We start from the raw sequence: 14,560 nt of genomic DNA, 5'->3' as shown, positions 1-14,560 counted from the left end.
AAAGTTATGTGATATAGTAACAATACTTGGATTTTTTGTAAAAACATCATGTCATACGAGTAGAGAGAAATATGATTTTACCAATAAGGAGATAAAATGATGAAAACTCGTCTGCTGTGGATAAGCTGTTTTTCTTATGGATCGATTGCTTTTACACTTGTTATTCTGGGAGCCGTACTGCCTGAGTTACTCACACATTATTCACAAAGCTACAGTAATGGCGGTGTATTAGTATTCTCTCAGTTCATGGGCTTTCTCATCGGAGTTATTGGCATGCCATACATGGTGAAAAAGCTTGGGCGCAAAAACGTCGTTATCTTTGGCCTGGCACTCATCAGCTGTGAAATGTTCATCACCTTCCTGCCGCCCTGGCCGCTGCTATTTCTTCTCGTCAGCATCGCGGGGCTTGGCGCCGGATTGGTGGAATCCTGTGTAGGCACGATCATCCTCACCGCTATTAAAGAAAGACAGGCTGTGGCCATGAGCAAGATGGAAGTCGCCTACGGATTAGGTGCGCTGTTCATGCCTCTGCTCTCAGGCTTTCTTATCAACAACCACATGTGGACAATTGCTTTTTTAGTATTAGGGTTATCCAGTTTTGCACTCTTAATCGCATGGAAGCAGATGAGTTTCGGCAGTATTGATCAGCTTCTCATCCGCAAAGAGGTCTCTTCCGATGACACTAAAAAAGAAAGCACCGGTTATCGGTCACACGGATTGCTGTTTATTGCCTTGGCGGGTGCTTATTTCTTCTTTTACGGCGGCAGTGAAGTTTCCATTGTACATTTTATCCCCTCCATCTTCGCTGAGAAATGGGATATCCCCAACTCTTTGGCAACGATAACAGTTACAGTGTATTGGACGGGGATGATTATCGGTAGGTTATTAACAGGCCCGGTATCAGAAAAGCTGACATATCACCGTTATCTCCGTCTCATAAGCATTGGCGGTCTGGCTGCACTTACCGTATTAGCATTAAGCAAAAACGTATGGTTCGGTTTTGCCCTTTGCTTCTTTTTAGGGCTGTTCATGGCAGGCATGTTTGCAATAGCCCTAATCATCACGAATCATTTTTATCCCGGAAAGACAGAAACAACTACCAGTATTCTGCTCGCTTCAAACGGATTAGGAGGTTCACTCCTTCCGATCGCCGTCGGTTGGAGCTTAGATGAATATCCCGCACAAACTGCGTTCTGGCTGTTTACTGCTCTGATGCTCCTTATGCTGCTGATTGTGTTCAGTTTAAGAATGCTCGAGACAATAAAATCAAACAATCTTCAACATCACAACAGCAAAGCAAAATCAATGTAAACAAAAAAGCTAATGCCTTTGAAAGGCATTAGCTTTATATATCTATGTGATCTTTTCATATAAAAAAACCAGTTCATCATGAACTGGGTTAAGATAGCTTGGCGGCGTCCTACTCTCACAGGGGGAAACCCCCGACTACCATCGGCGCTGAAGAGCTTAACTTCCGTGTTCGGCATGGGAACGGGTGTGACCTCTTCGCTATCGCCACCAAACCATTGAGAGTGTTCTCTCAAAACTAGATAACAGTAAGCATACATTCAAATTGGTTAAGTCCTCGATCGATTAGTATCTGTCAGCTCCATGTGTCGCCACACTTCCACCTCAGACCTATCAACCTGATCATCTTTCAGGGATCTTACTTCCTTGCGGAATGGGAAATCTCATCTTGAGGGGGGCTTCATGCTTAGATGCTTTCAGCACTTATCCCGTCCGCACATAGCTACCCAGCGATGCCCTTGGCAGAACAACTGGTACACCAGCGGTGCGTCCATCCCGGTCCTCTCGTACTAAGGACAGCTCCTCTCAAATTTCCTGCGCCCGCGACGGATAGGGACCGAACTGTCTCACGACGTTCTGAACCCAGCTCGCGTACCGCTTTAATGGGCGAACAGCCCAACCCTTGGGACCGACTACAGCCCCAGGATGCGATGAGCCGACATCGAGGTGCCAAACCTCCCCGTCGATGTGGACTCTTGGGGGAGATAAGCCTGTTATCCCCGGGGTAGCTTTTATCCGTTGAGCGATGGCCCTTCCATGCGGAACCACCGGATCACTAAGCCCGACTTTCGTCCCTGCTCGACTTGTAGGTCTCGCAGTCAAGCTCCCTTGTGCCTTTACACTCTGCGAATGATTTCCAACCATTCTGAGGGAACCTTTGGGCGCCTCCGTTACCTTTTAGGAGGCGACCGCCCCAGTCAAACTGCCCACCTGACACTGTCTCCCCGCCCGATAAGGGCGGCGGGTTAGAAGGTCAATACAGCCAGGGTAGTATCCCACCGATGCCTCCACCGAAGCTGGCGCTCCGGTTTCCAAGGCTCCTACCTATCCTGTACAAGCTGTACCAACATTCAATATCAGGCTGCAGTAAAGCTCCACGGGGTCTTTCCGTCCTGTCGCGGGTAACCTGCATCTTCACAGGTACTATAATTTCACCGAGTCTCTCGTTGAGACAGTGCCCAGATCGTTGCGCCTTTCGTGCGGGTCGGAACTTACCCGACAAGGAATTTCGCTACCTTAGGACCGTTATAGTTACGGCCGCCGTTTACTGGGGCTTCAATTCGCACCTTCGCTTACGCTAAGCGCTCCTCTTAACCTTCCAGCACCGGGCAGGCGTCAGCCCCTATACTTCGCCTTACGGCTTCGCAGAGACCTGTGTTTTTGCTAAACAGTCGCCTGGGCCTATTCACTGCGGCTCTCTCGGGCTTGCACCCTAACAGAGCACCCCTTCTCCCGAAGTTACGGGGTCATTTTGCCGAGTTCCTTAACGAGAGTTCTCTCGATCACCTTAGGATTCTCTCCTCGCCTACCTGTGTCGGTTTGCGGTACGGGCACCTCTCACCTCGCTAGAGGCTTTTCTTGGCAGTGTGGAATCAGGAACTTCGCTACTATAATTCGCTCGCCATCACAGCTCAGCCTTCACGGGAAACGGATTTGCCTATTTCCCAGCCTAACTGCTTGGACGCGGATATCCAATACCGCGCTTACCCTATCCTCCTGCGTCCCCCCATTGCTCAAATGGTGAGGAGGTGGTACAGGAATATCAACCTGTTATCCATCGCCTACGCCTTTCGGCCTCGGCTTAGGTCCCGACTAACCCTGAGCGGACGAGCCTTCCTCAGGAAACCTTAGGCATTCGGTGGAGGGGATTCTCACCCCTCTTTCGCTACTCATACCGGCATTCTCACTTCTAAGCGCTCCACAAGTCCTTCCGGTCTTGCTTCACAGCCCTTAGAACGCTCTCCTACCACTGTTCGAAGAACAGTCCGCAGCTTCGGTGATACGTTTAGCCCCGGTACATTTTCGGCGCAGAGTCACTCGACCAGTGAGCTATTACGCACTCTTTAAATGGTGGCTGCTTCTAAGCCAACATCCTGGTTGTCTAAGCAACTCCACATCCTTTTCCACTTAACGTATACTTTGGGACCTTAGCTGGCAGTCTGGGCTGTTTCCCTTTCGACTACGGATCTTATCACTCGCAGTCTGACTCCCAAGGATAAGTCATCGGCATTCGGAGTTTGACTGAATTCGGTAACCCGGTAGGGGCCCCTAGTCCAATCAGTGCTCTACCTCCGAGACTCTTACCTTGAGGCTAGCCCTAAAGCTATTTCGGAGAGAACCAGCTATCTCCAGGTTCGATTGGCATTTCACCCCTACCCACACCTCATCCCCGCACTTTTCAACGTGCGTGGGTTCGGGCCTCCATTCAGTGTTACCTGAACTTCACCCTGGACATGGGTAGATCACCTGGTTTCGGGTCTACGACCACGTACTCAATTCGCCCTATTCAGACTCGCTTTCGCTGCGGCTCCGCATCTTCTGCTTAACCTTGCACGGGATCGTAACTCGCCGGTTCATTCTACAAAAGGCACGCCATCACCCGTTAACGGGCTCTGACTACTTGTAGGCACACGGTTTCAGGATCTCTTTCACTCCCCTTCCGGGGTGCTTTTCACCTTTCCCTCACGGTACTGGTTCACTATCGGTCACTAGGGAGTATTTAGCCTTGGGAGATGGTCCTCCCGGATTCCGACGGAATTTCACGTGTTCCGCCGTACTCAGGATCCACTCAGGAGAGAACGAAGTTTTGACTACAGGGCTGTTACCTCCTATGGCGGGCCTTTCCAGACCTCTTCATCTACCTCGTTCCTTTGTAACTCCGTACAGAGTGTCCTACAACCCCAAGAGGCAAGCCTCTTGGTTTGGGCTGGTCCCGTTTCGCTCGCCGCTACTCAGGGAATCGCATTTGCTTTCTCTTCCTCCGGGTACTTAGATGTTTCAGTTCCCCGGGTCTGCCTTCTCATATCCTATGTATTCAGATATGGATACCACTCCATTACGAGTGGTGGGTTTCCCCATTCGGAAATCTCCGGATCAAAGCTTGCTTACAGCTCCCCGAAGCATATCGGTGTTCGTCCCGTCCTTCATCGGCTCCTAGTGCCAAGGCATCCACCGTGCGCCCTTTCTAACTTAACCGTTAAAAAGAATCACTACGTGATATCTTGCATTACTAATTGAATGTGAATTACTTCTGTTATCTAGTTTTCAAAGAACAACATCTCGAAGAATCGAATGATCCTTCAAAACTAAACAAGACAGGGAACGTTCTGTTTATAAGACCCAAGGTCTTATATTCCGTTAAAATCCTTAGAAAGGAGGTGATCCAGCCGCACCTTCCGATACGGCTACCTTGTTACGACTTCACCCCAATCATCTGTCCCACCTTCGGCGGCTGGCTCCTAAAAGGTTACCTCACCGACTTCGGGTGTTACAAACTCTCGTGGTGTGACGGGCGGTGTGTACAAGGCCCGGGAACGTATTCACCGCGGCATGCTGATCCGCGATTACTAGCGATTCCAGCTTCACGCAGTCGAGTTGCAGACTGCGATCCGAACTGAGAACAGATTTGTGGGATTGGCTTAACCTCGCGGTTTCGCTGCCCTTTGTTCTGTCCATTGTAGCACGTGTGTAGCCCAGGTCATAAGGGGCATGATGATTTGACGTCATCCCCACCTTCCTCCGGTTTGTCACCGGCAGTCACCTTAGAGTGCCCAACTGAATGCTGGCAACTAAGATCAAGGGTTGCGCTCGTTGCGGGACTTAACCCAACATCTCACGACACGAGCTGACGACAACCATGCACCACCTGTCACTCTGCCCCCGAAGGGGACGTCCTATCTCTAGGATTGTCAGAGGATGTCAAGACCTGGTAAGGTTCTTCGCGTTGCTTCGAATTAAACCACATGCTCCACCGCTTGTGCGGGCCCCCGTCAATTCCTTTGAGTTTCAGTCTTGCGACCGTACTCCCCAGGCGGAGTGCTTAATGCGTTAGCTGCAGCACTAAGGGGCGGAAACCCCCTAACACTTAGCACTCATCGTTTACGGCGTGGACTACCAGGGTATCTAATCCTGTTCGCTCCCCACGCTTTCGCTCCTCAGCGTCAGTTACAGACCAGAGAGTCGCCTTCGCCACTGGTGTTCCTCCACATCTCTACGCATTTCACCGCTACACGTGGAATTCCACTCTCCTCTTCTGCACTCAAGTTCCCCAGTTTCCAATGACCCTCCCCGGTTGAGCCGGGGGCTTTCACATCAGACTTAAGAAACCGCCTGCGAGCCCTTTACGCCCAATAATTCCGGACAACGCTTGCCACCTACGTATTACCGCGGCTGCTGGCACGTAGTTAGCCGTGGCTTTCTGGTTAGGTACCGTCAAGGTGCCGCCCTATTTGAACGGCACTTGTTCTTCCCTAACAACAGAGCTTTACGATCCGAAAACCTTCATCACTCACGCGGCGTTGCTCCGTCAGACTTTCGTCCATTGCGGAAGATTCCCTACTGCTGCCTCCCGTAGGAGTCTGGGCCGTGTCTCAGTCCCAGTGTGGCCGATCACCCTCTCAGGTCGGCTACGCATCGTCGCCTTGGTGAGCCGTTACCTCACCAACTAGCTAATGCGCCGCGGGTCCATCTGTAAGTGGTAGCCGAAGCCACCTTTTATGTCTGAACCATGCGGTTCAGACAACCATCCGGTATTAGCCCCGGTTTCCCGGAGTTATCCCAGTCTTACAGGCAGGTTACCCACGTGTTACTCACCCGTCCGCCGCTAACATCAGGGAGCAAGCTCCCATCTGTCCGCTCGACTTGCATGTATTAGGCACGCCGCCAGCGTTCGTCCTGAGCCAGGATCAAACTCTCCGATAAAGTAGTTTGACTGACTACGCACATCGCTGTGCGATTTATTTAAAACTTTGAATTAACAGGTACGTTTTGTCTTGTTTAGTTTTCAAAGATCATTACCGCTTGTTGAAGCAGCTTTATTATCTTACCACTCAGCTTCTTTTATGTCAACATTTTTTTTCAAGTTGTTTCCGAAGCTTTTCGTTGTTGTCTGCTGTTCATCAGCGACGTTTAATAATATACCACGGTGTCTCTCTATAAATCAAGCATTTTTTTAAAAAAGGAGAAAAAAAGAAAACCAGTATATTATCTTTAAAGTTTGAGAATGGTCGGGAAGACAGGATTCGAACCTGCGACCCCATGGTCCCAAACCATGTGCTCTACCAAGCTGAGCTACTTCCCGATTTTTAAATATATTATGGCGCGCCCGAGAGGAGTCGAACCCCTAACCTTTTGATCCGTAGTCAAACGCTCTATCCAATTGAGCTACGGGCGCAATCAATTTCACAATATCCCGTTGGGATAAAATGGAGCGGAAGACGGGATTCGAACCCGCGACCCCCACCTTGGCAAGGTGATGTTCTACCACTGAACTACTTCCGCAAGTAAAAATGTAATGTACAGCCAGAATACAGCATCAGATAACCCCAAAACTGTATTGTTATTTATTCAGTAAAACTCCAAACGGTATAACCCGCAGATTAATCTAAAGCATACTGTTCATTATGACAAAAGTAATTATATCAAGGTTTTGATAAAAGTCAATACCGTTTAACAATTAATTATGTTAATCTCTTTTGCATCCTTGAAGAAAGGGTTCATCAGAAGACGCGCTAAACACCTATACCTTAACTGGTACAATCAGCAACAGATTTTTACTGAACTAAACAAAAAATAACAGTCCCATAACAAGCGGAAACTGCTTCAGATCAACGTATTTAGATAAGCTTCCAAGCGGGCTCGAACCGCTGACCTCTTCCTTACCATGGAAGTGCTCTACCTGCTGAGCTATGGAAGCAATGGCTCCGCAGGTAGGACTCGAACCTACGACCGATCGGTTAACAGCCGATAGCTCTACCACTGAGCTACTGCGGAATATTATAAGCTTCATAAACAAAAACATGGTAGATAAAATAAAAAAGCTTGGCGGCGTCCTACTCTCACAGGGGGAAACCCCCGACTACCATCGGCGCTGAAGAGCTTAACTTCCGTGTTCGGCATGGGAACGGGTGTGACCTCTTCGCTATCGCCACCAAACCATTGAGAGTGTTCTCTCAAAACTAGATAACAGTAAGCATACATTCAAATTGGTTAAGTCCTCGATCGATTAGTATCTGTCAGCTCCATGTGTCGCCACACTTCCACCTCAGACCTATCAACCTGATCATCTTTCAGGGATCTTACTTCCTTGCGGAATGGGAAATCTCATCTTGAGGGGGGCTTCATGCTTAGATGCTTTCAGCACTTATCCCGTCCGCACATAGCTACCCAGCGATGCCCTTGGCAGAACAACTGGTACACCAGCGGTGCGTCCATCCCGGTCCTCTCGTACTAAGGACAGCTCCTCTCAAATTTCCTGCGCCCGCGACGGATAGGGACCGAACTGTCTCACGACGTTCTGAACCCAGCTCGCGTACCGCTTTAATGGGCGAACAGCCCAACCCTTGGGACCGACTACAGCCCCAGGATGCGATGAGCCGACATCGAGGTGCCAAACCTCCCCGTCGATGTGGACTCTTGGGGGAGATAAGCCTGTTATCCCCGGGGTAGCTTTTATCCGTTGAGCGATGGCCCTTCCATGCGGAACCACCGGATCACTAAGCCCGACTTTCGTCCCTGCTCGACTTGTAGGTCTCGCAGTCAAGCTCCCTTGTGCCTTTACACTCTGCGAATGATTTCCAACCATTCTGAGGGAACCTTTGGGCGCCTCCGTTACCTTTTAGGAGGCGACCGCCCCAGTCAAACTGCCCACCTGACACTGTCTCCCCGCCCGATAAGGGCGGCGGGTTAGAAGGTCAATACAGCCAGGGTAGTATCCCACCGATGCCTCCACCGAAGCTGGCGCTCCGGTTTCCAAGGCTCCTACCTATCCTGTACAAGCTGTACCAACATTCAATATCAGGCTGCAGTAAAGCTCCACGGGGTCTTTCCGTCCTGTCGCGGGTAACCTGCATCTTCACAGGTACTATAATTTCACCGAGTCTCTCGTTGAGACAGTGCCCAGATCGTTGCGCCTTTCGTGCGGGTCGGAACTTACCCGACAAGGAATTTCGCTACCTTAGGACCGTTATAGTTACGGCCGCCGTTTACTGGGGCTTCAATTCGCACCTTCGCTTACGCTAAGCGCTCCTCTTAACCTTCCAGCACCGGGCAGGCGTCAGCCCCTATACTTCGCCTTACGGCTTCGCAGAGACCTGTGTTTTTGCTAAACAGTCGCCTGGGCCTATTCACTGCGGCTCTCTCGGGCTTGCACCCTAACAGAGCACCCCTTCTCCCGAAGTTACGGGGTCATTTTGCCGAGTTCCTTAACGAGAGTTCTCTCGATCACCTTAGGATTCTCTCCTCGCCTACCTGTGTCGGTTTGCGGTACGGGCACCTCTCACCTCGCTAGAGGCTTTTCTTGGCAGTGTGGAATCAGGAACTTCGCTACTATAATTCGCTCGCCATCACAGCTCAGCCTTCACGGGAAACGGATTTGCCTATTTCCCAGCCTAACTGCTTGGACGCGGATATCCAATACCGCGCTTACCCTATCCTCCTGCGTCCCCCCATTGCTCAAATGGTGAGGAGGTGGTACAGGAATATCAACCTGTTATCCATCGCCTACGCCTTTCGGCCTCGGCTTAGGTCCCGACTAACCCTGAGCGGACGAGCCTTCCTCAGGAAACCTTAGGCATTCGGTGGAGGGGATTCTCACCCCTCTTTCGCTACTCATACCGGCATTCTCACTTCTAAGCGCTCCACAAGTCCTTCCGGTCTTGCTTCACAGCCCTTAGAACGCTCTCCTACCACTGTTCGAAGAACAGTCCGCAGCTTCGGTGATACGTTTAGCCCCGGTACATTTTCGGCGCAGAGTCACTCGACCAGTGAGCTATTACGCACTCTTTAAATGGTGGCTGCTTCTAAGCCAACATCCTGGTTGTCTAAGCAACTCCACATCCTTTTCCACTTAACGTATACTTTGGGACCTTAGCTGGCAGTCTGGGCTGTTTCCCTTTCGACTACGGATCTTATCACTCGCAGTCTGACTCCCAAGGATAAGTCATCGGCATTCGGAGTTTGACTGAATTCGGTAACCCGGTAGGGGCCCCTAGTCCAATCAGTGCTCTACCTCCGAGACTCTTACCTTGAGGCTAGCCCTAAAGCTATTTCGGAGAGAACCAGCTATCTCCAGGTTCGATTGGCATTTCACCCCTACCCACACCTCATCCCCGCACTTTTCAACGTGCGTGGGTTCGGGCCTCCATTCAGTGTTACCTGAACTTCACCCTGGACATGGGTAGATCACCTGGTTTCGGGTCTACGACCACGTACTCAATTCGCCCTATTCAGACTCGCTTTCGCTGCGGCTCCGCATCTTCTGCTTAACCTTGCACGGGATCGTAACTCGCCGGTTCATTCTACAAAAGGCACGCCATCACCCGTTAACGGGCTCTGACTACTTGTAGGCACACGGTTTCAGGATCTCTTTCACTCCCCTTCCGGGGTGCTTTTCACCTTTCCCTCACGGTACTGGTTCACTATCGGTCACTAGGGAGTATTTAGCCTTGGGAGATGGTCCTCCCGGATTCCGACGGAATTTCACGTGTTCCGCCGTACTCAGGATCCACTCAGGAGAGAACGAAGTTTTGACTACAGGGCTGTTACCTCCTATGGCGGGCCTTTCCAGACCTCTTCATCTACCTCGTTCCTTTGTAACTCCGTACAGAGTGTCCTACAACCCCAAGAGGCAAGCCTCTTGGTTTGGGCTGGTCCCGTTTCGCTCGCCGCTACTCAGGGAATCGCATTTGCTTTCTCTTCCTCCGGGTACTTAGATGTTTCAGTTCCCCGGGTCTGCCTTCTCATATCCTATGTATTCAGATATGGATACCACTCCATTACGAGTGGTGGGTTTCCCCATTCGGAAATCTCCGGATCAAAGCTTGCTTACAGCTCCCCGAAGCATATCGGTGTTCGTCCCGTCCTTCATCGGCTCCTAGTGCCAAGGCATCCACCGTGCGCCCTTTCTAACTTAACCGTTAAAAAGAATCACTACGTGATATCTTGCATTACTAATTGAATGTGAATTACTTCTGTTATCTAGTTTTCAAAGAACAACATCTCGAAGAATCGAATGATCCTTCAAAACTAAACAAGACAGGGAACGTTCTGTTTATAAGACCCAAGGTCTTATATTCCGTTAAAATCCTTAGAAAGGAGGTGATCCAGCCGCACCTTCCGATACGGCTACCTTGTTACGACTTCACCCCAATCATCTGTCCCACCTTCGGCGGCTGGCTCCTAAAAGGTTACCTCACCGACTTCGGGTGTTACAAACTCTCGTGGTGTGACGGGCGGTGTGTACAAGGCCCGGGAACGTATTCACCGCGGCATGCTGATCCGCGATTACTAGCGATTCCAGCTTCACGCAGTCGAGTTGCAGACTGCGATCCGAACTGAGAACAGATTTGTGGGATTGGCTTAACCTCGCGGTTTCGCTGCCCTTTGTTCTGTCCATTGTAGCACGTGTGTAGCCCAGGTCATAAGGGGCATGATGATTTGACGTCATCCCCACCTTCCTCCGGTTTGTCACCGGCAGTCACCTTAGAGTGCCCAACTGAATGCTGGCAACTAAGATCAAGGGTTGCGCTCGTTGCGGGACTTAACCCAACATCTCACGACACGAGCTGACGACAACCATGCACCACCTGTCACTCTGCCCCCGAAGGGGACGTCCTATCTCTAGGATTGTCAGAGGATGTCAAGACCTGGTAAGGTTCTTCGCGTTGCTTCGAATTAAACCACATGCTCCACCGCTTGTGCGGGCCCCCGTCAATTCCTTTGAGTTTCAGTCTTGCGACCGTACTCCCCAGGCGGAGTGCTTAATGCGTTAGCTGCAGCACTAAGGGGCGGAAACCCCCTAACACTTAGCACTCATCGTTTACGGCGTGGACTACCAGGGTATCTAATCCTGTTCGCTCCCCACGCTTTCGCTCCTCAGCGTCAGTTACAGACCAGAGAGTCGCCTTCGCCACTGGTGTTCCTCCACATCTCTACGCATTTCACCGCTACACGTGGAATTCCACTCTCCTCTTCTGCACTCAAGTTCCCCAGTTTCCAATGACCCTCCCCGGTTGAGCCGGGGGCTTTCACATCAGACTTAAGAAACCGCCTGCGAGCCCTTTACGCCCAATAATTCCGGACAACGCTTGCCACCTACGTATTACCGCGGCTGCTGGCACGTAGTTAGCCGTGGCTTTCTGGTTAGGTACCGTCAAGGTGCCGCCCTATTTGAACGGCACTTGTTCTTCCCTAACAACAGAGCTTTACGATCCGAAAACCTTCATCACTCACGCGGCGTTGCTCCGTCAGACTTTCGTCCATTGCGGAAGATTCCCTACTGCTGCCTCCCGTAGGAGTCTGGGCCGTGTCTCAGTCCCAGTGTGGCCGATCACCCTCTCAGGTCGGCTACGCATCGTCGCCTTGGTGAGCCGTTACCTCACCAACTAGCTAATGCGCCGCGGGTCCATCTGTAAGTGGTAGCCGAAGCCACCTTTTATGTCTGAACCATGCGGTTCAGACAACCATCCGGTATTAGCCCCGGTTTCCCGGAGTTATCCCAGTCTTACAGGCAGGTTACCCACGTGTTACTCACCCGTCCGCCGCTAACATCAGGGAGCAAGCTCCCATCTGTCCGCTCGACTTGCATGTATTAGGCACGCCGCCAGCGTTCGTCCTGAGCCAGGATCAAACTCTCCGATAAAGTAGTTTGACTGACTACGCACATCGCTGTGCGATTTATTTAAAACTTTGAATTAACAGGTACGTTTTGTCTTGTTTAGTTTTCAAAGATCATTACCGCTTGTTGAAGCAGCTTTATTATCTTACCACTCAGCTTCTTTTATGTCAACAACTTTTTTTAAGTTGTTTCCGAAGCTTTTCGTTGTTGTCTGCTGTTCATCAGCGACGTTTAATAATATACCATGCATTCTTTAAATTCAGCAAGTGTTTTTTTCATTTTTTTAAAACGTATTTCGTTATATTCATCTCCGCCGCGGCATACGATGTAATCAAGCATGGACAAGATAAGGAGGCGTCATCAGTGAATCACTTCTACGTGTGGCACATCAGAAGGATAAAACAGCTGCTTATTATTATCATTGCCGCATTTGCAGCAGCCAGCTTTTTTTATATACAGAGAGCCGTCCCCCTTCCTGTATTTTTAACTGATAGCGGCCCGAAGGCTATTTCAAAAGGGGAGACGAAAGCGGGCGAAGTCGCATTAACATTCGATATCAGCTGGGGCGATGAAAAGGCGGTTCCGATTCTGAACGCGCTAAAAGCAAACGGTATTAAAAACGCTACTTTTTTTCTATCAGCTTCTTGGGCGGAACGGCACCCGGACACAGTTGAACGTATGGTAAAAGACGGACATCAAATCGGCAGCATGGGATATGCGTATAAGAATTATACCAACCTAGAGGACAATGAAATAAAAAAAGATATCCTCCGGGCCCAGACCGCATTTAAAAAGCTGGGTGTGAAGAATGTTCATTTACTCCGCCCGCCGACCGGACAATTTAATAAAAAGGTTCTTACCATTGCACAGCAGTACCACTATTCAGTGGTTCATTACAGCGTTAACTCGCAGGATTGGACAAATCCCGGTCCTGATAAAATCATTGAAAATGTAAACAGTCATATAAAAGGCGGCGACATTGTCCTGCTGCACGCCTCTGATTCAGCAACACAGACTGAAGAAGCGCTCCCCGCCATTATTCACAATTTAAAGCAAAAAGGACTGAAAAACGTGACCGTCGGCGACCTGATCGCAAATACTGACGTCAAGTCATCAGAAGTGAAATAACTACCTCTGGGCAAACTTCGGCAGCATTAACAGCTGAAACGCATTGCAGCCCATCAGCGGAATCAGCATCAAATAAAGCCAGTCCTCATTATTCACTCGTAGCGCAGGAACCCATTCAAGCGCTGTAATAACGACCATTAAAAATAATGATGAAACGAACGTATTTTTTGAGGACTGCTTTTGTTTTATATATGCCGTCAACAGGCCGACGGCAAGCAGAGCCAGCGGCAGCCAGACAAACCCTGCAATCGAGTCATCCCGCTCTCCGAAAAACAAAAATCTGACGTACATTAAATCAAAAGCGACAAACAGAATGATAAACAGCTGAAGCAGATTCCAAAGCGAGCTTGATCTGAGAATTTCAAGGGCAAACCGGTGCACCGTCAGAAAAACGAAGAATCCCATCTGGCTGATCACACTGAAAATCATGCCTACCCCGATAAACCAGATCAGAACGGAGAAAATCTGACCGGCCTCAAAATTCAGAAAGAACCCCTTGTACTCCCCCCACTTCAGAGCAAATCCCACGACGCTTGTAATAAGAGCGCCCACAGCTAAAATCGAAAAGAAAAATCGAACAAGCCCGCGGCTTTTCATCTCTTATTCATCCCCCTGACAATCGCGTTCAGCGATATTTTGTTATGTATAAATCCATTCCGATGAATCATATTAAAAATAAGTACAAGTAAGGAAGGAGCTTATGCATGTCAAAAGCCAAAACGCTATTGATAAGCTGTTTTGTTTTATTATCTGTAACAGCTTGTGCTCCAAAAGACCAAGCAGCGGATATGGATTATGACCAGACTAAAAAAATGGTTGTTGATATATTAAAGACCGATGATGGAAAAAAGGCAATTAAGGAAATATTAAATGATGATGCGATGAATGAGGCATTGGTGATTGATCAAAATGCCATTAAAGGCACAATAGAGAAAACCCTCACCTCTAAAAAAGGGGCGGAGTTCTGGAAAACCATCTTTGAAGACTCAAAATTCGCCGAGAGCTTTGCAAAAACTCTTCAGCCCGAGCATGAAAAAATCATAAAAAAACTGATGAAAGACCCTGATTATCAGAAAAGTTTTATGCAGATCATGCAGGACCCCGGGATGGATAAAAAATACTATGAGCTGGTGAAAAGCCAAAAGTTCCGCAGTTACTTAGAGGATGTAATTACAGAGACACTTTCCAGCCCGCTTTTCAAAAAGCAATTCGAGGATGAATTGAAAAAAGCAGCTTCAAGCTCTGAAAAAGAAAGCCAATAAAAGGCCGGGCCGTGTTGATCCCGGCCCC

Annotated in this window: 4 protein-coding genes, 5 tRNA genes and 6 rRNA genes; 3 read left to right on the top strand and 12 right to left on the bottom strand. The window is 49.5% G+C overall.

The window, feature by feature from the left end; translation table 11 throughout:
- Nucleotides 1-99 precede the first annotated feature (99 nt).
- Nucleotides 100-1,311, top strand: a complete 1,212-nt coding sequence (locus tag NSQ37_RS06315; RefSeq protein WP_173602744.1) for an MFS transporter — start codon at nt 100-102, stop codon at nt 1,309-1,311.
- Nucleotides 1,312-1,407: 96 nt separating this feature from the next.
- On the opposite strand, the gene rrf (NSQ37_RS06310) is transcribed toward NSQ37_RS06315, so the two are convergent.
- From rrf (NSQ37_RS06310) to NSQ37_RS06260, 11 genes are all read right to left on the bottom strand, one after another.
- Nucleotides 1,408-1,523: ribosomal RNA gene (gene rrf / locus NSQ37_RS06310) — 5S ribosomal RNA — on the bottom strand.
- A 50-nt stretch (nt 1,524-1,573) separates the two neighbouring features.
- Nucleotides 1,574-4,503, bottom strand: a 23S ribosomal RNA gene (locus tag NSQ37_RS06305).
- 175 nt (nt 4,504-4,678) lie between these two features.
- Nucleotides 4,679-6,228: ribosomal RNA gene (locus NSQ37_RS06300) — 16S ribosomal RNA — on the bottom strand.
- A gap of 302 nt (nt 6,229-6,530) precedes the next feature.
- Nucleotides 6,531-6,607 (bottom strand) — tRNA-Pro (locus tag NSQ37_RS06295).
- Nucleotides 6,608-6,623: 16 nt separating this feature from the next.
- Nucleotides 6,624-6,700: transfer RNA gene (locus tag NSQ37_RS06290), tRNA-Arg, on the bottom strand.
- 32 nt (nt 6,701-6,732) lie between these two features.
- Nucleotides 6,733-6,807 (bottom strand) — tRNA-Gly (locus NSQ37_RS06285).
- 342 nt (nt 6,808-7,149) lie between these two features.
- Nucleotides 7,150-7,222 (bottom strand) — tRNA-Thr (locus tag NSQ37_RS06280).
- A 2-nt stretch (nt 7,223-7,224) separates the two neighbouring features.
- A tRNA-Asn gene (locus NSQ37_RS06275) sits at nt 7,225-7,299 on the bottom strand.
- Between the two features lie 46 nt (nt 7,300-7,345).
- Nucleotides 7,346-7,461, bottom strand: a 5S ribosomal RNA gene (gene rrf / locus NSQ37_RS06270).
- 50 nt (nt 7,462-7,511) lie between these two features.
- Nucleotides 7,512-10,441 (bottom strand): 23S ribosomal RNA (locus tag NSQ37_RS06265).
- Nucleotides 10,442-10,616: 175 nt separating this feature from the next.
- Nucleotides 10,617-12,166 (bottom strand): 16S ribosomal RNA (locus NSQ37_RS06260).
- The 16S, 23S and 5S rRNA genes sit together here with 5 tRNA genes alongside, the layout of an rRNA operon.
- A 339-nt stretch (nt 12,167-12,505) precedes the next feature.
- Between NSQ37_RS06260 and pdaB the strand changes: the two genes are divergently transcribed.
- On the top strand, nt 12,506-13,270 hold the full coding sequence (gene pdaB / locus NSQ37_RS06255) for a polysaccharide deacetylase family sporulation protein PdaB (RefSeq protein ID WP_011996204.1): 765 nt from the start codon (nt 12,506-12,508) through the stop codon (nt 13,268-13,270).
- On the opposite strand, the gene kbaA is transcribed toward pdaB, so the two are convergent.
- Complete coding sequence (kbaA, locus tag NSQ37_RS06250; RefSeq protein ID WP_007410420.1) at nt 13,271-13,867, bottom strand: KinB-signaling pathway activation protein; 597 nt, start codon at nt 13,865-13,867, stop codon at nt 13,271-13,273. It abuts the gene before it with no gap.
- 107 nt (nt 13,868-13,974) lie between these two features.
- On the opposite strand from kbaA, the gene gerD reads away from it, so the two are divergent.
- Nucleotides 13,975-14,532 carry a spore germination lipoprotein GerD gene (gene gerD, locus NSQ37_RS06245; protein ID WP_007410419.1) on the top strand — a complete coding sequence of 186 codons (558 nt, stop codon included), beginning with the start codon at nt 13,975-13,977 and terminating at the stop codon, nt 14,530-14,532.
- Nucleotides 14,533-14,560 lie beyond the last annotated feature (28 nt).

The sequence above is a fragment of the Bacillus sp. FSL P4-0334 genome (assembly GCF_038004825.1).
Taxonomy (GTDB): domain Bacteria; phylum Bacillota; class Bacilli; order Bacillales; family Bacillaceae; genus Bacillus; species Bacillus velezensis.
Note: the sequence above shows the minus strand (reverse complement) of the source record. Positions and strands in the feature narration are given on the sequence as shown.